This window comes from Pseudomonas sp. AK106 (assembly GCF_053903055.1).
Genome location: NZ_CP096426.1, coordinates 1202544 through 1219986 on the forward strand (window position 1 = coordinate 1202544; position 17443 = coordinate 1219986).

The following is a 17443-nucleotide window of genomic DNA, read 5'->3' on the forward strand; positions in this document are numbered from 1 at the left end:
GGTTGCTTTAGGCGCCCTTGGCCTAGGCCGCGAGTGGCGCTTACTTACCGGTTACAACGTAGGTTAAGCGCAAAGAATCAGATTGCCGATTACATTTGCGTCAGCTTGCGCATAGCGGCCAATTTGGTAGCACAATTGAACGCCGCACAACCGGAGCCCAAGCATGAAACTCTTGGTAGCAGAAGACGAACCTAAAACAGGCATGTATCTACAGCAAGGTCTAGTAGAGGCCGGGTTCAGTGTTGATCGGGTTGTGACCGGTACGGAAGCACTGCATCAAGCACTGAGTGAGACCTACGATCTCCTAATTCTGGACGTGATGATGCCGGGCATCGACGGCTGGGATGTCGTCCGAAGCGTTCGCGCAGCTGGGCGCGCAGTTCCTGTGCTGTTTCTGACGGCCAGAGACGGAGTTGATGATCGGGTCAAAGGGTTAGAGCTAGGAGCTGACGATTATCTGGTTAAGCCATTCGCCTTTTCCGAGTTGCTTGCTCGCGTAAGAAGCTTGCTTCGCCGTGGTTCCGCCGCGCCCAACCAGACACCAATCAAGATCGGGGATCTGGAAGTCGATCTTCTGAAGCGCCGCGCCATGCGCTCTGGTCGCCGGATAGACCTCACGGCTAAGGAGTTTTCGCTACTTGAATTGCTGATGCGCCGTCGGGGGGAAGTCTTGCCAAAATCCCTGATCGCATCGCAGGTCTGGGATATGAATTTCGACAGCGATACCAACGTAATCGAAGTCGCTATTCGCCGCCTCCGAGCCAAAGTCGATGATGATTTCGACACCAAGCTGATCCAGACCATGAGGGGAATGGGCTACATGCTAGACGCTCCCGAAACAGAATGAAGCGCGCTTCCCTTACCCTCCGTTTGAGCATGATGTTTGTCTGTGCCGTGGTCGCCGTGCTGGTAGTGGCGGGCTTTACTTTCGATGCGTTTAGCCAACATCACTTCAAGGTTCTTGACCGTCAAGCCATGACGGAAAAGCTCGAATCCATCCGCCAAATCATGGATGGCGAAGCTGGCTCCGCAGACTCATCAGAAGTCGTGCTGCAACTACAGGCTTTGCTTGGTGCACATCAGGAACTCTCCGCCTCGATTACCACCAAGGAAGGGAGGACGATCTTCGCCACACCGAATGCAGTTGAACATCCTCCTTCACTCTCGGGCGATCCTGGAGAAGACATGTGGGAGTGGACTGTTGGCGGCCATATGTACCGTGGCATGCAGGCCCAGGTTCGATTAGTAAACGAAGCCGAGCCGCTGAACGCGTGGTTGAGTCTAGATATCACTAGCCATCTGCATTTCGTTGAAACCTTGCGGTGGTGGCTGGTGATCGGACTGACGATTAGTGTCTTGGTCAGCGCAGCTTTAGGGTGGTTGGTGGCGCGTAGTGGGTTGAAGCCGGTCGCACAGGTGACGCGGGTCGCAGCCTCGATGTCAGCGGGATCGCTCAAAGAGCGTATCCCGATGGACTCGGTGCCTCGTGAGCTTGAAAGCCTAGTCTCCTCGTTCAACGCCATGCTTGCTCGCCTTGATGAGTCTTTTGTTCGGCTGTCCAACTTTTCGGCTGATATCGCGCACGAGCTGCGCACTCCTATCAGCAATCTGCGGACACATACCGAAGTCATCCTCGCAAAGAAACGTGCGCCCGAAATCTATGAAGAGAATCTCTATTCCAACCTTGAGGATCTGAACCGCCTCTCAAGCATTATTGATGGCATGCTTTTTTTGGCCAAATCGGATAACGGTCTGATTCTACCAACCAAAGAAAAAATCGAGTTGCGTTCGGTCGTCGAAAAGCTCTTCGAGTATTACCAGTTGCTGGCAGACGACACTGGGGTGACGCTACAGCTTTCCGGGCATGGCGCAGTGTACGGCGACGACACTATGTTGGATCGGATGATCTCTAATCTGCTGTCCAATGCGCTCCGGTACACACCACCAGGCTCCGTGATCTCCATCAGAATCGAACCTGATGGCGACATGATCAGCTTGTCAGTGCAAAACCCTGGAGAGGAGATAGCAGCACAACATTTACCCCGGCTGTTTGATCGTTTTTACAGAGTCGATCCTGCTCGCAGAGAGGGCAGCACCACAAACGCGGGGTTAGGTTTGGCAATCGTCAAATCACTGGTTGACGTTCATGGCGGCACCGTTAGATGTGTCTCCGGGGGAGGTTATACGGCCTTTAAGATCAGCCTGCCAGCGTGGGACAGCGATGCTCATAGTGTGTGAGCTATACGAACGCAGCGGCCCCCTCCCAAGGAGAGTGCGCTGGAGGTAGCTGAGGTCGTTAAAATTCGCTAGGTGTTTGTGCATGCGGTTTGAATGTGGTTACATCTGCATATTCGGTTATCCACATGTATTGGGCGGTCGCTTATGAGCCTTGCACCACACACCTTCTTCAAGTGCCTGGGGGACGAAACTCGCGCTCGGATCATGCTCATGCTTTCGGCTGAGGGTGAGTTGTGCGTGTGCGAGTTGATCTGGGCACTGGCCGATAGCCAGTCGAAGGTCTCCAGGCATCTTGCCCAACTGCGGGCTTGCGGGTTACTCGCAGATCGGAGGCAGGGTCAGTGGGTTTACTACCGGCTGCATCCCGAGCTTGAACAGTGGGCACTGGATGTTCTGAACGTCACTACGCAGGCGCACCAGTCCTGGGTTAACGACAATCAAGGAAGGCTGGCTTCCATGGAAGACAGACCCGTGCGCCAAGCCTCCTGCTGCTGACCTTCTGATTCGGAACATACCCATGCTCATCGCTGCGTCAATTTTCGTAGTTACGCTTGTCTTTGTTATCTGGCAACCCAGGGGGTTAGGTGTCGGCTGGAGCGCGGCAGTGGGTGCCGTCCTGGCATTGCTGACTGGCGTCGTGAGTCTGGGGGATGTGCCGGTTGTGTGGCGCATCGTCTGGAACGCTACCGCGACCTTCATTGCAGTGATCATTATCAGTTTGCTGCTTGATGAAGCGGGATTCTTTCAGTGGGCGGCGTTGCATGTGGCTCGCTGGGGTCAGGGCAAAGGTGGACGCCTGTTTGCGCTGATGATCCTGCTCGGTGCAGCCGTCTCGGCACTGTTCGCCAATGATGGAGCCGCACTGATTCTGACCCCAATCGTCATCGCGATGCTGACGGCGCTTCGTTTCAGTCCGGCATCCACTCTGGCATTCGTGATGGCCGCAGGCTTCATCGCGGATACCGCCAGTCTGCCCATGGTCGTGTCGAATCTGGTCAACATCGTTTCGGCTGACTTTTTCAGCGTGGGTTTTGGTGAGTACGCCTCGGTGATGTGGCCAGTGAACCTGGTAGCGGTGGCCGCGACGCTGTTCATGCTCTGGATGTTCTATCGCAAGGACATTCCAACCCAGTACGACGCTAATCAGCTTGAAGCCCCAGATGCAGTGATTCGTGACCGGGCGACATTCATTGCTGGCTGGTGGGTACTTGGCCTGCTGCTGCTTGGCCTGTTCGCACTGGAGCCGCTGGGCATCCCCATCAGCGCCGTTGCTGCTGCGTGTGCGGTGATCCTGCTGATCATTGCTGGAAAAGGCCACATCATCTCCACGCGAAAGGTCATCAAGCACGCGCCTTGGCAAATTGTCGTGTTTTCGCTGGGCATGTATCTGGTGGTCTATGGCCTGCGTAATGCCGGGCTAACCGACTCGCTCTCGGCGCTGTTGAACATATTTGCTGAGCATGGCCTATGGGCCGCTACCTTGGGCACCGGTATCACCGCTGCGCTGTTGTCCTCGATGATGAACAACATGCCGAGTGTGCTTATCGGCGCTCTGTCCATTCAGGGCAGCGACGCTACGGGACTGGTGCGTGAGGCCATGATCTACGCCAATGTCATCGGTTGCGATCTCGGCCCAAAGATCACGCCCATCGGAAGCCTGGCCACGTTGCTGTGGCTGCATGTTCTGGCACAGAAAAACATCCGCATCACCTGGGGCTACTACTTCAAAGTCGGCAGCATCCTCACTCTTCCTATCTTGCTGGTAACGCTAGTGGCACTGGCGTTGCGGCTGAGCATCCCTGTCTAGGAGAAACCCATGAAAGTGTTATTTATGTGTACGGCAAACAGCTGCCGGAGCGTTCTCTCGGAGGGGTTGTTCAACCATCTGGCCCCGAGCGGCTTTACTGCCGTCAGTTCTGGCAGCTTCCCTAGCGGGAAACTGAATTCACGCGCCGTGAGTACGCTGCAAGCGCTGGGTATCGATACCTCGGGACTTTACAGCAAAGGCTCAGAGGTCTTTTCGGACTCACCACCGAATGTTGTGATAACCGTGTGTGACAAGGCTGGAGGCGAAACATGCCCGGTCTATTTTGGGCCTGCTGTCAAAAGCCACTGGGGGCTTGCCGATCCTTCCGATGTGGAAGGAACAGACAGCGAAATCCAGGCCGCATTTGACGCAACCGTCGTCCAGATTAAAAAGCGTTTCGAGGCATTCTTCAGCTTGGATCATTCGACGCTTACACCGCAGGAACTGAAGCGCCAGCTAGATCGTATAGGTGAGCTGTGATGGACGAATTTTCCTCGGAGAGCAGTCCGGATCTACCCAATCTGGATCAGGCGCTGATTGACGTCGCCACACTGGATCGTCTGCAAGGCAACGAGCAACCGACTCACAAGCCGCGCATCTTGTTGCTGTATGGCTCAACCCGTGAGCGCTCTTTCAGCAGGCTACTGACCCAAGAGGCCGCGCGCATCCTGACCCTAATGGGAGCCGAGGCAGTTATTTTTGATCCCTCGGGCTTGCCTCTCCCTGATGACGCTCCGGAAGACCATCCAAAGGTTAAAGAGCTGCGGGATCTGGTTCTGTGGTCAGAGGGACAGGTTTGGTGTTCGCCGGAGCGTCACGGCGCGATGTCTGCTGTATTCAAAGCCCAAATCGATTGGATTCCGCTCACGATGGGCGCTGTCCGGCCCAGCCAGGGCAAGACCCTGGCCGTCATGCAGGTCTGCGGTGGATCACAGTCGTTCAACACGGTAAATCAGCTGCGAATTCTCGGGCGCTGGATGCGGATGATCACCATCCCAAACCAGTCGTCAGTACCCAAGGCCTTCCTGGAGTTCGACGACGCAGGCCGTATGAAGCCATCTGCCTACTACGACCGTGTGGTCGACGTGATGGAGGAACTAATGAAGTTCACGCTGATGGTTCGGGGCCGGGAAACGTATCTGGTAGATCGCTACTCGGAGCGAAAGGAAAGCGCCGAGTCGCTCTCGAAACGAGTCAATCAAAGATCGATTTGAGCCACCAAGGGGATAGAGGATGAGCAAGACGACAGTAAGGATTGCGCAGGTTTCGGACGCTCAAGCCATCCAGGCAATCTATGCACCAATGGTTGAGAGCACTACGATTTCGTTCGAGCTTGAGCCGCCTTCAGTCGAAGAGATGGCCATGCGGATTGAGTCGACTCTGCTAACTTACCCGTACCTGGTTGCGGTGCGAGACGGCCAGGTCATCGGCTATGCATATGCCAGTCAGCACCGGGCTCGTGAGGCCTATCGCTGGTCGGTCGACGTCACCGTTTATATATCGCCAGAAGCGCACCGTAGTGGCGTCGGTCGGGCACTGTATGACGTGTTGCTGCCAACATTGAAGAAGCAAGGTTTTCACGCAGCCTATGCCGGGATCGCTCTGCCCAATGATGGCAGCGTGGGACTACACGAAGCACTTGGCTTCGCTCACATTGGTACGTATCCAGAAGTAGGATTCAAGCATGGCGCTTGGCGTGATGTTGGATATTGGCGTATCGCGCTGGATTCAACGAATCCGCCAAAACTGCCCGTGCTTTTCAGTGAGATCAGTCTCTTCTGAATCAGCCACGACCAGCAGATCAAGTGCGCTTGCCCCCTCAAAAAGAAAACCCCTCAGCTAGCTGGAACAGCATCTCTTCAACCTGGCGAGTTCCAACGGTGCTGGTAAGCATCGATAGTGGGCTTTTACCCGAGAAGCGTTCTTTCGGCTTGGTTAGGGCGTCGTCACAACACTGCTGTAGTAAAAATGTCCGCAGGTATGAAAAAACCCTGAATGACATTTGCCAGATACCCACGATTTATGCGGGCGTCTCGGGCCGTAAAGCCTGCGCGGGCCATCTGATTGTCCGACTCAGCATTGATCTCAGCAATGAATGAACGGGTCTCCTTCACGGAGAGCGCCCGGCTCAGATCACGATGTGGCCATCTCGTAACGTACCCTTGAATAATGCTGGTAATGAACCTGGCATCCATCTCTGCCCGATCGGCATCCTTATCGATCATGTACATACCAAGGTGATTACGAAGGAACTGCTGCGATGAGCGGCTCAGATGGGGATCCAGAATCGTGAAATCGACGTAGACGCCTTGTCCACTCTGGATAGCAAACCAACTGGCGTAGTAGGAAATTCTATCCTGTAAGCGGTTCAGCCCTTGGTAGGTGCATCGATCGAAAGCCTCATCTTGGCTCAGGGCAAATTGAACATCGCCCTCTCTGATCAGACCATACAGCGCCAGCAGGTCACTAACGGCCCAAACCGTGGCAGTTAACTCCGCCTTAGACATTTCGAGCTCAGTTGCTAGGAACCCTTTGAATCCCACCATTGTCATGGGATTGAGTGCATTATCAATGGGCGCGTCGATAATGGCGAGGTACGCGTCGTAAAAATTCAATGCAAGCATCACACGCTGCTGCCGTTCGATTTGATCAGGGAAGGCCTCCCTCAGCGATAATTCGCACTGGGTTGGATTCAGCATTGTCATACCGCAGGCGAGGATCTGGTCTTGTTTCAGCATACGTATCAAAGTCCCTGGTCGAATTCAGAATGGCTTGTTTAAGAAGTTCTCTCGGTTTGGCAGCCATGAATCGACTTCGGCAGCAGGTAAGAACCGGGTCGGCCTGGCTGCAGAGTTCATCTTGAGATGTAGCCTTTGGACACGTTTTGTTCGTGGTACCACTCATGGTTCCGCAGCGCATTTCCATGCTCCTCCGACGGGTTCGCTCCGGGCTCGCTGGGATAGTCAGCGGGAAACATCTCTCGCAGCCGACAAAGCTCTTCAAAAACGGACTGGGCCCGGGCTATTCTTTGTGATTGAAGGTGTTCAGCGATCTGCCTAAACCCTGGCGAAGCAGCACCGTGGTCAGAGAACCAAGCTTTAAGGTCTTCATAGATTTGTTGATGACGGCGGTCGAATCCGCCACAACGTTGGTCTATGTCGGAGAAGAACTTTCTTGGATTGTACTGGTATAGGATAAAGTCCTGCAGGAGGTAAGCAGTACCATACATTCCTGTTAGAAAGATGTCGCGGTGAGTAATATACGGTGATTCGGGCATGCTAATATTCTCCTATTGTGCTTCGCATTAAATTAAGTGACCGGGTTTAACGTGTAAGTGGTACTCAATCATTTGGTAAATTTTGATAAGCATTCTCATGCTTGTGCAATGTTTAAGTTCACGAATGGCGTTTTTACGTTGGATTGCAAACTGCCGGCATTTCTTGTTATTTCCTCACGGGCATACAATTTGCAGTGGATATAGGTCATGGTGATCACGTTGAGTTCTGAGCGACTTGCTAACTAAAGATGATGGCGGCGGTAGTGTCAAGCTATTATTTAGAGCTGGTGTATTGGTTGCGGGTATAACATTGATTTTGCCTTAAATTGATAACTGAGTTTTCGTAACTAAGATTGTGGGATTACCAATATTTAGTTAATTTAGCTGTCGGTGACTGCGTCGTCGCTAAAGTGGCCATCGGGGCAATTGGAAAAACTGGCTGTTCGCTTCCAAAGGTGAGGTGAGCAGAGTTTCCGGGCCTCTCACGGGATGGCCGGCAATCTCAAGGCGCTGAATTCATGCGGGTGTTCAGGCCGCCGGAGAGCTCTCATCGTGTTGTATAGGGGAGTATTGCCATTGCTGATGGCATTTTCGTGATGTCCAAGATCCAGTTTTTCATGTGGCACAGGAGTGTTCATGGAAGGGAGTTGCTCGCAATCTCACGACTGCGCTGTACAGTCGGCGTACGGGTTCTCCATATGGTGCAGCGAGACTGGAGGCAATGGCAATCTTGATGCCTTCGGCCTGCAGCATTTCCACTGCTCGCATTCCATCATCAAACGGTTCGATGCTATCTAGATCAGCGTCCAGTGCGCCTTGAATTTCGACCATGAGATCGGGTCGTACGCTGATTTCGAAAAGCTCAGCCGCTTCCGCCAGGCTCAGGCTGCGGGTCATGACCTGGTGCAGATTGTTCGGCTGCGGGAGACGCCCTTGTCGGATGCCATCTTTCAAAATCATGCGATAGGGGTGTCTGCCCTGCGGGATTCGAAGTAAGGTGCCGAACGCGTCGAAAAGTATGAATCTGACGGACATCTGGATTGCGTTTAACAACTGCGGTTGAGGCCCGCTTCATCTGGTTTGGCAGGATACAGTGGGTCAGAAGGGCACACATTCGAAGCGACCAGCCGTATGTGGCTGGTCGGGCCTTCAAGTGATCTTGATGCTTTGCAGCATCCTTAAGAGCAGAAAATCATCCGGGGCATCCAAGATGAGCTCCCCATCATCAGCGACCCTTACCTCGCATAGCCGGGGATGGCTGAGCAGTCCAGGAGGCAGGGGATGCCGAGCAAACGGATTGTGAAGCACATAGAGTCCGTCCATGAGGTGCTCTGTGTAGTCTCGTTTCCAGGTATTCCGCACCACTGGAATCAGGCTCCCTTGATTAGGGTGCAAGGTGGTGTACACGGACGGTGCCTCAGGACTATCAGCCAGAGCCCTCAGCTTCCCCCAAGTGGCGAGGCAGCTATAAACAACCGCTGATACTTCCGCATGTGAGTCGTCACAAAACAGTCCGACCTCAATGTTGGTATTGGCATTTTTAGGGGCTGCAGTGACGTTGTACGATACGACGTGGGTGTCCCCCGGTTTGGTCGCCGCCTCGTCGTGGTAAAGCCCATACAATGCTGCAAGGATTGGGCGCCCAGATGCGAAATGTGAGTGCGGCCTGTCGAACGATGCGATGCCAATTACGAAGGGTTTGCCTTCAACGTGCGCATGGTTGAGGTAGCTTTTGCGGTACTTCTTAATCTTGGCATCGAAACTGTTGCAAATCCGCAGGGTCGATTCGATGTTGAAATCGGTGAAGTCCTTAGGAGGTGCGGCCATGGGAAAGCCAAATGCAGGTTCTCCGCCAACCGGCGGTCTTGCAATCGTCGCTTCCAGGCAGAATGGCACGCCCCCCTCCACCACGAAGTCAGGGGCATGATGACGAAGGTTGATTGGTAGACCCAATTCCTTGAGCGCAGCAAACAGGTAGAGCTCCCAGAATGAGGACTCGAAAGTCGTTTGCAGCTCTCTGACAAACTTACCGTCACGATCTTCGAAGCCCTCGGCCCATTTAGCCAAAACTGCGCGCTCGGGCCCGTAGGGCGCCTCGTTCATCATTTTAAAAATCGCATGCTGGGTCTCGGCATCGACCTGATGTGTGAATAGATCAATGGGCATGACGCGCTTCCTTGAGCAAAGCCGTTAGAGTTCAGACCTTCGCGGAAGACTATTCGAGGGTGACTATCATATCAACGCTGTGTCCTGGCGTTGAATGTAGTAAAGATTTCGGCAGGGCTAGTACTGGATTTTTGGATGACCCACAGGACAAGCCCGCGAGGGGGCTCAAGGCCCTACTCAACCAGTGGGGTCAGCCGTTGGTGAGAGATCGGTATTGTCTTCGCCGTCATAGGTTGATCATGCACATACACCTGCTTGACCTCAATTCGATAGGCTTTGAGATAATCAATCCAAGCATGCCTCGATGCCTTCGCTGCGATCAGCACGACCGATCGTGCACCTGCCTGTACGGCTGCCTCTGGAGACATGGCGAAGCCAAGTGACACATTCGCCTCGTCAACGAACTCAGGTGATAAGGTGGAGTACCTGCCTTCCGCTTCCACAAACAGCCCCTTCCCTCTGACGGAATGAATCCGGCAGATGAAAGGATCCCACTTGTTGGCATGGGCTGGCCGCACTCTGATCAGATCATGCTTTCTGAAACTTGTCTCCTGGGTTTGAAGCACTACCGGTGCTCGCACTCGACCCAGACGCTGATTGATCGTTGCGATCAGCGGGGGAGAGTCACTGACAAAAATTTCACCCTTTGACGCTTGGTGCCATTGCTCGGCCCAGTGGACATTGAACACCTGGTCTTCGCCGTTGAGCTCAAGGTTCGGCGCTTGGATCGCTGATACGGGGTGACTCGCAGCGTGCAGGGCGATGGTGGGGTAGTAGGCTTTGAGAACGTCCAGGAAATGTGCTGGTTGCTCAGCCATAGCTGGCCGGGCATCGAATAGCACCACCCGCGTGGAGGCAGGGACTCCCTGGAGGGCCACCAAGAAGTCACTGAGCGTCAGTAGATGGCAGTCGGTGATGATGACGGTGCCGTACTCAGCGAGGTCAGGTGGGAGTTCGTGGAAAGGAACTGCAACGTTCTCAGTACAGGCATCATAGATAGGCAGCATGGAGCTCGAATACACGACGAGCTGAGGAGCCGGCGCGTACAAGATCTGCAGGGTGCCGGACAGCTGGCTCGTGAACTCACAAACGCTTAGTAGAGCACGGGCACTGATCACCGACAGCCTTGAGTTGATGGCTACGATGATTTCGTCTTGGTAATTATGGTGGTCATAGGATGCGATGACTTGGCTGTATCTGGAATAACTATACTGGACTTCCTGAGGCGTATAGATGGGGAAAAAACTGCTCGATAGGCGTTCGAGCTGTCTGCGCACGGCGACCTGAAGCATAGCGTGGGATTTGAGTTGGCAGTACTCCCCATCAACAATTGTCCAGCCCCGGTCGGTGCAGAGTTCGAGGGCCTTTCCGGAGGACTTGGGCAGCTCCGTCTTGTGAAAGATCGTGCGTCCCTTCGAGCCTTGATCTCTGAACCAGGTCAGTAGCTCAAGCGCCGCACGTTGGCTGGCGTCCAAACTCGTTTGTGAGGACAGGACTGATTGAATCAACTGCGATGTGCCGAACGACAAGAGGGCCTTGAGCCTGGCAAGCGGAACGGCGCATGCATCGGAACCAAACGTGTCATAGCAGGCTTCTGCGCGCGTTTGAGGAAGCCCCCAGGCCATGAGTCCTTTAACGTGCTGGAACCGTTGCTGAGACTCTTGGAACGCTACCCCTAGCAGAGTGCATTGCGGCGCTGGGAGTACTCCTTGCCAGGGTTTCAGGTCATTCTGGACGAGACTGGCTAGAAGCCTCTCGCGTTGAGCTGCGTCCAGGGAGGTGAGCAGTCGTTTTGCAGCAGGTTTGAGCTGAATATCGGCGAGGAAAAAGTTGTGTTCAATGAGCGTGACCCAGGCCGAGATGTCTAGGCCACATTCCAGAGCAGCTACCAGGTTGACTCCATGGCTACGTGCAGCGGTTCGCAGCATGTACATGCGCCCGGCAAGCAGCGGAAAATCGAATGCATCAGTGCGAAAGCGCAATGAGGCGATTCTACCGTTCCCTGAGTGGACGCAGGTGATTTGGCTGATGCCATCTAGCCGATGGATTAGCCGCTTGATGAGGTACTTCTTCATGGGCGATCGCTCAGTACGATGCCGCCTGCGTGGATCATGTTTAGCACATGACGCGCCGATCGAAGTTGTTGCTTCAGCGTCGAATTTTCCTGCTTGATCAGGGTCAATTCGGTTTGCAATCTGGAATTTTCAATATTTAGAGGCGCGCCTCCGGGAAGAGTGGCGATCGAGCTTTCCAGGAATTCATTCAGCATCGCTAGGAGTATATGCACTTCGGGGTTGCCTCGGCGGGCATAAAATATTTGTCGAGTGGCGCCAATCCTGGCTGCCAACCATGTAAGATCAATGCTGCCTTTCCTCATGGGCATAAAGGCGTCTACCTCAATCAGTTTCGCCATTTCCTCTTTCAGTCGAAGAGCGAAGCGATTCTTCAAGTTCAGCTGTGCTAAGCGATCCAAGATTAGTGTTTTTTGCATGGCGCCAGTCCAAGAAGGGTTTGCAAGTTTTTGCATCAGAGAGTGATGCGGGAACTGCTGTCATCGTTGCGCGGGTCATCAAGCGACCTTTTTCAAAATATAGGAACTGATCTTCTTTCAATATGATTTCGATTAGCTTGCAGGTCGTTTCGAAAGCGTGCAGGAAACTGTCAGTTTTAATCATGGTTATTTTTGGTTTCGATTTTTTTGATAGATCACTCAATATATTTTCCAGAACCAGAATTCTATGTTTCGCTTCGCTAAGTTTGATTTGAAGCGTTTCTTCTGGAATCAAGGATTCTGCAAGTACTCGGGGGATCTTTGTGCAGAGTTTCACAGCATAGCTATCAAAAAGTCTCTTTTGAGGTGTATTTGATTTTCTATAAAGTGAAGGATCCACGCCAACAATGAGAGCCACATCCCTGGCCAAGTTTGAAAAATTTTTGTAGGGCGGCACATTTTTTTTGATCAATGACTCTAAAGTAGCCTTGGTCTTTGCCAAAGTTCTATTGAGTTGCTCCTGCTTCCAATCATGCTTATTTTTATCCTGAAGCGTCAGCTGGTCAGAACGATGATTATTCAATTTTTTCACGCTCCAGGGCCAGGTAAGGATCTGAAACAAGCGTAATCACCTCTTCAAAAGTGAAGTCTGAGCTTCTGAGGATGGTGGCTATCTGGCAGGCGATAAGCTGCTTAGACGTAGGATCGCTTAGTTCTAATTTTAGAAGGTCTGGGTTCTTGGCTAGCCGCTCAACCATGTAGGGGTAATTGGCCGAAGTTAAGTGCGGATAGGCTTCAGAATCAATAATTCCCGCAATAACCCGGTGGAGAGGGTTTGACATGTCTACAGCATGTCGCTTAGCACCAACGAGGTCACGGTAGCGGGAAATATACCCTGGATTTTTATTGTCCGAATCCAATACTTCATTAAGGTGATCGGCCAAATGTTTATATGATGCGATCTCGTAGCGAGCGATTGTCAGTTCGTGATGGTATGGCTCCATCTCAGCTTGTGAAATGGCTGCGTCAGCCAGCTGACTGATTTTATCCACGAGTTGAAGACTGTTGATTTGAGCCTGTCGCATCTTTACGTTCATGCCTGGCAAATGATCGATGCCCCATACTGCTGCATCGCAAAGGCTACAAACTCTCGAACGTCCTGTGAACTCCACAAGTTTCTTGGGGCAGTCGCCATCACGCATGCAGATACAATGAGTGTAAAATCCCGGCGGGGCTTTGGTTGTGGCTATCAAATCTGTGCCTGATTCTTGGCTATCGATGAGATAAAATTGTTGGCTTCTGAATTTTTGATCTTTGACGAGCTGCGCCTTGTTTTCGTGCCACCCTTTAACAATGGCGCTGCCCGGCGAGCTCGGCTGATTAATCTTGCCCATCAGCGCTTCATAGGCACTGTCTGTGACGATGCTATTAGCACGGCCTATGTTCTCTAACATATCTTCGGGAGTAACCACTGTATAGTAGTCGGTTGTCACAGCAATCTGATCATTTATTTTGTGACCAGCTTGCTGAGCGGTATAGGTGACATCGAGGTGCCCGTACAATCGCATGTGAGAAATCCACGCCACCCGAAGAGAGTGTGGGACATGCACCGCCAGTTCGTTGCCAGAAGCGCTTATGGTTATGAAGCTGTGATGCGAGTCGGGACTTACAATGGAGTTATATACCTGCTCCAAGCCCCTGCAAAAATGTATCCATTCGTCAGAGTATGTCCCGTCCGAAAAAGGGAGGTCGTGGTCTCCCCAAGGACTTCTAAACAATGGGCAAATCATGCCGTATTTGTTAGGATCCCTCGGGTCATTCTCGTAATAAACAAGGCCAGGAGCTCTGGTGTAAACCTCCGTTTGAAAATATCGCTCATCGATGAGACTCTTCATGACATCGCCATCGATCACAACATCCCTCGATTTCCCAGATTTGTCTGTGTTGACATGCAGCGTGCAGAGATTGAAAGCGTCAACGTATTTTTCGTGATAAAAATTGTCGAACGTTCTGAGATCCAGCCATTGGCCATTTTGTATTCTTTGGCCTCCAAATAGTCCGATAGCCAGCATCCTGAGTGTTGAAAGCCAGGGCAAGTATGCCGTAACAATGGTGGCTGCGTTGGTTGAGTGGTAATCGCCATACCACCAGTTGTAGATGTTGGGTATGATTGTAATGGGTATCTGATAGGTCTCCAGTGGACGCTTCGAACTGCGTAAAGTTACCGTGGTGCCGAGGTGGATTTTCGTGAGATCAATCCAATCGCTTGATTTGATTTCTGCAATTGTTTCAGGAGCAATGCGACCATCTAATATGGAGTTTCTGATGTTGATGCCAATGGCGTCAAGCGCGCTCATGTAGGCTTTTGCGATAATTGAAATGTCCCGAGGGAATGGCTTCTTGTCAGACTTCGATCGTCCGCCACTTCCAGTCGAATCCATGGAGCGGTTGACGGGATTGGCATACCCACCATCTACAAACCCATGAGGTGCGCCATAGGTTCTTACTAGCTCAAAGAAGAGATGCACTGAATTAACAAAGGGTTTAGTAGATTTCTCCGTGAACATCAACGTGCGAAGTTTCAATCCGGTCAGTGGCATCTCAAGTTTGCCGGAAATGTCATGATCTCGATAAATCGATTGTACGGTTTCATGGTCAATTAGATCGTCGCACCAAAATACCACTCGCTCGAAGTCAATGATGGTTTCTGGCAGCCGAAGTGTGGAAGTAGGATGCAGCTCTTTCCACATAGGTAGGTAAAAAAAGATGTAGTCAAATAAGAATTTGATATGTTGGATCTGGTTGTCTATATAGCTTCTGGAGTTTTTAGGGTTGTTAGGATTGATAAGTTTGGCAACAAATATCTCCGCCATCGTTACCCACTGACGGTAGGTCTTCTCGATTTCGATGTGTGAGCGACCGGGATAGAAATCGTTTGTCACCCAATTGAAGTCAGGCTTTCGCGGAGGTAGAGATAGTAAAAGCAGGTAGTCCTCGGCGGATATCGAAGAGTGAAGCTCGTTATACAAAGCTTCGCTTTCGTCTGCGACGCGCTGCGCCTTTTCTATTCGAGCCATCTGTCTTTCTATGATCGTTCGCTCTTTTCTTTTAAGCTTAGCTGTCGGAGAAGAGCGAGCATACTCTCTGTTAATGTTTCTGATCTTGTAGCGACGAAGTTTTCGGTCGTGCGTGGGTATGTTTGACGCTTCCTCAGGTGTCATAACATAATATTTTACATACTCATCATAATCCTTAATATTTTGAGCAATACTTTCGTTGTGGGCGCGTTTTGATATAAGGTACATTTGATATCGCTCAAGGTAGAAGCACTGTTCAGGAGACACGATTTCGCTGAACATGGCCGAGAACTTCTTGAGCCAAGGTATGAAAGAGAAGTGTTTATTTCCTTTATCAAGTTTAAGACTCACTATCTCAGGTATGGCGGCCCAGATTTCGTCAAAATTCACATCATCTTTAGATTGCCATGACGTGCGGTACTGCCACCTTCTGGAGGCTCTTTCAATGTTGTTTGAGCCCTTTGCTACCTCGAAAATAAACCCACAGGTGTGTTTTTCCAACTCTGGATTCTTTTTCCATGCAGAGCTCAACTCGAATGTGAATGGCAAGGTTACTATCTTCTCTGCCCAGAGCAGGCAGAGCAGCGCCTTAAATGGAACTACTAAGCCCGTCACGTCCTCTGGTCGGTCGGGACGTATACCTGTCAGTTGGTGATACAGCGTTGACGCCGGAGGGCCACCATCACCTTCCAGCAGGGTAATTTTGAAAATATTGTTCAGATCACTCTCGGACGTCTGTCGAGCGGATCTTAATCGGCAGAACTTTACGATGGCGTGACGTTTGTGGTACTGCCTGTCGCTTGAGTATTCGTTTAGGTTCACCCGCTTGGACGTTAATGGCTCGGTCATTTTACTGAAAATCACTTTTGAAGCAGCGTGCAACTTCTCGGGCGCGATTAACCGAATTTCTTTCGATACGTTAATCATGCTGCCAAGCGTCCGCGCAGATCTTGTGCCAAGGCTTCATACGCATCCGCACGCAGGCTGTCGATACTGCTGGTTTCATTCCAGATAGCCGCCATTTGCTGCGAAGCGTGAATTTCGGCCATGAGCACCTCTTGGTCGAGCTTGGCGTAAATAATAGTGGATGCGATATTTGCGTGCCCCATTAGCACCTGAATCTCACCTAGGGTTAATCCAACTCCACGGCGCCCAGGGATGTAGACAAAATTCCTGGCCCAATAGCCGTAGAAGTGACGAAGACTATGGGAAGTATATAACTTCGTAGGTGTGCTCTCAGTTATCCCTGCTTTTTGTTGAGCTTTTGCGAGTGCGCGATTAATCCTGCGGTTAAGCGAGTTCGGTTTGACAGCATCGACCAATGGCTCACCATAGTTATTGCGGTTGTCTGATATGAAAAGGAACTCGCTATCTGAGGTGGGGCGTATTGCCTTGTATTCAGCCAAAGCATCATAGAAGAGGGTTTCAAAGGGTTCGAACATGTAGATTCTTGCTGTCGTCCTTCCTTTGAAGGGCAAATCTTTAGCGGAAGGGTCGCGCCAGTGGTTAGGGTCTTCTATGCGAAGGGAGCGTTCCTTCAAGTTGATTTCATCGTTTCTCATGGCCCAGGCTTCGGACTGTCGGAGACCACCGCCAGCTTGGAGCAAGGCAACTACCTTCTCTAAGGGCGGCAGATTCTCGATCAGGCTCAAAATTCGACGTGATGGAAACTCCTTTGGGGGCTTGCTTTTGGGAGCCCTTCCGCCCTCTAGGCCTCCCTGCGCGGTCTGATAGACCTCAGCAGGTTTTTCCTTGAACTCCATGAGCTTCGAACGCATCTGTTCGATCTCGATTTTGCTCCGACGTCGATCTGCCAAAGCATCGAGTTCGTTTGGGGCCTCGATCAGGATTCCCGGGTTGAGGAAGTTGGCCATGGCCAATGAGTCCCTCAGGAGAGCTGCGTGAAGCCGCAGAAAATGGTTGGCGGCAGCTTTATAGGCAAGGGCCGAGACAACGCTGATTGGCGTCCGACCCAGCCGTTTAGCCACCGTCCTGACCACGAAGTCGGTGCTGTTGACTCCTTGGGTCAAAAAGATGAAGTAGGAATTGATCGTTTCGCCGAGCGCTTCCGGATCGATCTGGCCGGCGCCGAGCGCTCTGGACTCATACAGGTAGTCAATGAAGCCCGCATTGCGGTAGGTGTATTGCTCATTTCTCGCCCGTGAGCTTTTCGTTCCCAGCTGTCTGTGGATGCCTCGGGAGTAGGCGTTAAATGAGGGCACCGGTTGCCCGGTTGCCGTTTCGTAGAGGCGCGGCGGCTCGGTATGCACCAGAAGGACATTTTTCAAGTTGCCTTTGCGAGTGCTTTGCTGATCAACCCATTCAACCTTTCGACCTGATCCAATCGCCGCTTGGTCACGTTCGCTTAAAGTCGGCTTAATCATATA

16 protein-coding genes and 1 pseudogene are annotated in these 17443 nt (G+C 52.0%); 7 read left to right on the forward strand and 10 right to left on the reverse strand.

What is annotated here, in order from left to right:
- Nucleotides 1-163 precede the first annotated feature (163 nt).
- The 7 genes from M1E04_RS05490 to M1E04_RS05520 all read left to right on the forward strand — a co-directional run bounded on the left by M1E04_RS05490 (nucleotide 164) and on the right by M1E04_RS05520 (nucleotide 5827).
- On the forward strand, nucleotides 164-847 hold the full coding sequence (locus M1E04_RS05490; protein WP_456292521.1) for a heavy metal response regulator transcription factor: 684 nt from the start codon (nucleotides 164-166) through the stop codon (nucleotides 845-847).
- Complete coding sequence (locus M1E04_RS05495; protein WP_236422961.1) at nucleotides 844-2238, forward strand: heavy metal sensor histidine kinase; 1395 nt, start codon at nucleotides 844-846, stop codon at nucleotides 2236-2238. Before M1E04_RS05490 ends, M1E04_RS05495 begins: the two co-directional genes overlap by 4 nt.
- Nucleotides 2239-2382: 144 nt before the next feature.
- Complete coding sequence (locus M1E04_RS05500) at nucleotides 2383-2733, forward strand: metalloregulator ArsR/SmtB family transcription factor (protein ID WP_236422960.1); 351 nt, start codon at nucleotides 2383-2385, stop codon at nucleotides 2731-2733.
- Between the two features lie 22 nt (nucleotides 2734-2755).
- The gene (locus M1E04_RS05505) at nucleotides 2756-4045 is read left to right on the forward strand and encodes an arsenic transporter (RefSeq protein ID WP_236422959.1); all 1290 of its coding nucleotides are present in this window, start codon (nucleotides 2756-2758) and stop codon (nucleotides 4043-4045) included.
- A 9-nt stretch (nucleotides 4046-4054) separates the two neighbouring features.
- Nucleotides 4055-4525 carry an arsenate reductase ArsC gene (locus tag M1E04_RS05510; protein ID WP_236422958.1) on the forward strand — a complete coding sequence of 157 codons (471 nt, stop codon included), beginning with the start codon at nucleotides 4055-4057 and terminating at the stop codon, nucleotides 4523-4525.
- Nucleotides 4525-5259 carry an arsenical resistance protein ArsH gene (arsH, locus tag M1E04_RS05515; protein WP_065993189.1) on the forward strand — a complete coding sequence of 245 codons (735 nt, stop codon included), beginning with the start codon at nucleotides 4525-4527 and terminating at the stop codon, nucleotides 5257-5259. Before M1E04_RS05510 ends, arsH begins: the two co-directional genes overlap by 1 nt.
- A gap of 19 nt (nucleotides 5260-5278) precedes the next feature.
- The gene (locus M1E04_RS05520) at nucleotides 5279-5827 is read left to right on the forward strand and encodes an arsinothricin resistance N-acetyltransferase ArsN1 family B (RefSeq protein ID WP_032656505.1); all 549 of its coding nucleotides are present in this window, start codon (nucleotides 5279-5281) and stop codon (nucleotides 5825-5827) included.
- A gap of 37 nt (nucleotides 5828-5864) precedes the next feature.
- Here the strand turns inward: M1E04_RS05520 and M1E04_RS05525 are convergent.
- The 10 genes and pseudogenes from M1E04_RS05525 to M1E04_RS05570 form a co-directional block, all read right to left on the reverse strand.
- Nucleotides 5865-5984, reverse strand: a pseudogene (locus M1E04_RS05525) (MbcA/ParS/Xre antitoxin family protein); the annotation flags it as partial.
- A gap of 7 nt (nucleotides 5985-5991) precedes the next feature.
- Nucleotides 5992-6783 carry a hypothetical protein gene (locus M1E04_RS05530; protein ID WP_065992377.1) on the reverse strand — a complete coding sequence of 264 codons (792 nt, stop codon included), beginning with the start codon at nucleotides 6781-6783 and terminating at the stop codon, nucleotides 5992-5994.
- A gap of 116 nt (nucleotides 6784-6899) precedes the next feature.
- Nucleotides 6900-7322: a hypothetical protein gene (locus tag M1E04_RS05535; RefSeq protein WP_456292522.1), complete on the reverse strand. Its 423-nt coding sequence runs from the start codon at nucleotides 7320-7322 to the stop codon at nucleotides 6900-6902.
- 615 nt (nucleotides 7323-7937) lie between these two features.
- Nucleotides 7938-8357, reverse strand: coding sequence for an HAD family hydrolase (locus M1E04_RS05540; RefSeq protein WP_456292523.1), 420 nt, complete (start codon nucleotides 8355-8357; stop codon nucleotides 7938-7940).
- A 114-nt stretch (nucleotides 8358-8471) separates the two neighbouring features.
- Nucleotides 8472-9488, reverse strand: coding sequence for a glycosaminoglycan attachment site (locus tag M1E04_RS05545; protein WP_236422954.1), 1017 nt, complete (start codon nucleotides 9486-9488; stop codon nucleotides 8472-8474).
- A 173-nt stretch (nucleotides 9489-9661) separates the two neighbouring features.
- A complete protein-coding gene (locus tag M1E04_RS05550) occupies nucleotides 9662-11563 on the reverse strand; it encodes a hypothetical protein (protein WP_456292524.1) in 1902 nt (633 codons plus the stop codon).
- A complete protein-coding gene (locus tag M1E04_RS05555) occupies nucleotides 11560-11901 on the reverse strand; it encodes a hypothetical protein (RefSeq protein WP_226504912.1) in 342 nt (113 codons plus the stop codon). Before M1E04_RS05555 ends, M1E04_RS05550 begins: the two co-directional genes overlap by 4 nt.
- Nucleotides 11885-12571, reverse strand: a complete 687-nt coding sequence (locus M1E04_RS05560) for a hypothetical protein (protein ID WP_236422952.1) — start codon at nucleotides 12569-12571, stop codon at nucleotides 11885-11887. Before M1E04_RS05560 ends, M1E04_RS05555 begins: the two co-directional genes overlap by 17 nt.
- Nucleotides 12555-15983, reverse strand: coding sequence for a site-specific integrase (locus M1E04_RS05565; RefSeq protein ID WP_236422951.1), 3429 nt, complete (start codon nucleotides 15981-15983; stop codon nucleotides 12555-12557). Before M1E04_RS05565 ends, M1E04_RS05560 begins: the two co-directional genes overlap by 17 nt.
- On the reverse strand, nucleotides 15980-17440 hold the full coding sequence (locus M1E04_RS05570) for a tyrosine-type recombinase/integrase (RefSeq protein ID WP_236422950.1): 1461 nt from the start codon (nucleotides 17438-17440) through the stop codon (nucleotides 15980-15982). Before M1E04_RS05570 ends, M1E04_RS05565 begins: the two co-directional genes overlap by 4 nt.
- Nucleotides 17441-17443 lie beyond the last annotated feature (3 nt).

What these genes read in the sequence shown, in the direction of transcription:
- M1E04_RS05490 (WP_456292521.1), top strand. Translation starts at nt 164, where the DNA reads ATGAAACTCTTGGTAGCAGAAGACGAACCTAAAACAGGCATGTATCTA.
- M1E04_RS05495 (WP_236422961.1), top strand. Translation starts at nt 844, where the DNA reads ATGAAGCGCGCTTCCCTTACCCTCCGTTTGAGCATGATGTTTGTCTGT.
- M1E04_RS05500 (WP_236422960.1), top strand. Translation starts at nt 2,383, where the DNA reads ATGAGCCTTGCACCACACACCTTCTTCAAGTGCCTGGGGGACGAAACT.
- M1E04_RS05505 (WP_236422959.1), top strand. Translation starts at nt 2,756, where the DNA reads ATGCTCATCGCTGCGTCAATTTTCGTAGTTACGCTTGTCTTTGTTATC.
- M1E04_RS05510 (WP_236422958.1), top strand. Translation starts at nt 4,055, where the DNA reads ATGAAAGTGTTATTTATGTGTACGGCAAACAGCTGCCGGAGCGTTCTC.
- arsH (WP_065993189.1), top strand. Translation starts at nt 4,525, where the DNA reads ATGGACGAATTTTCCTCGGAGAGCAGTCCGGATCTACCCAATCTGGAT.
- M1E04_RS05520 (WP_032656505.1), top strand. Translation starts at nt 5,279, where the DNA reads ATGAGCAAGACGACAGTAAGGATTGCGCAGGTTTCGGACGCTCAAGCC.
- M1E04_RS05530 (WP_065992377.1), bottom strand. Translation starts at nt 6,783, where the DNA reads ATGCTGAAACAAGACCAGATCCTCGCCTGCGGTATGACAATGCTGAAT.
- M1E04_RS05535 (WP_456292522.1), bottom strand. Translation starts at nt 7,322, where the DNA reads ATGCCCGAATCACCGTATATTACTCACCGCGACATCTTTCTAACAGGA.
- M1E04_RS05540 (WP_456292523.1), bottom strand. Translation starts at nt 8,357, where the DNA reads ATGTCCGTCAGATTCATACTTTTCGACGCGTTCGGCACCTTACTTCGA.
- M1E04_RS05545 (WP_236422954.1), bottom strand. Translation starts at nt 9,488, where the DNA reads ATGCCCATTGATCTATTCACACATCAGGTCGATGCCGAGACCCAGCAT.
- M1E04_RS05550 (WP_456292524.1), bottom strand. Translation starts at nt 11,563, where the DNA reads ATGAAGAAGTACCTCATCAAGCGGCTAATCCATCGGCTAGATGGCATC.
- M1E04_RS05555 (WP_226504912.1), bottom strand. Translation starts at nt 11,901, where the DNA reads ATGGCGAAACTGATTGAGGTAGACGCCTTTATGCCCATGAGGAAAGGC.
- M1E04_RS05565 (WP_236422951.1), bottom strand. Translation starts at nt 15,983, where the DNA reads ATGATTAACGTATCGAAAGAAATTCGGTTAATCGCGCCCGAGAAGTTG.
- M1E04_RS05570 (WP_236422950.1), bottom strand. Translation starts at nt 17,440, where the DNA reads ATGATTAAGCCGACTTTAAGCGAACGTGACCAAGCGGCGATTGGATCA.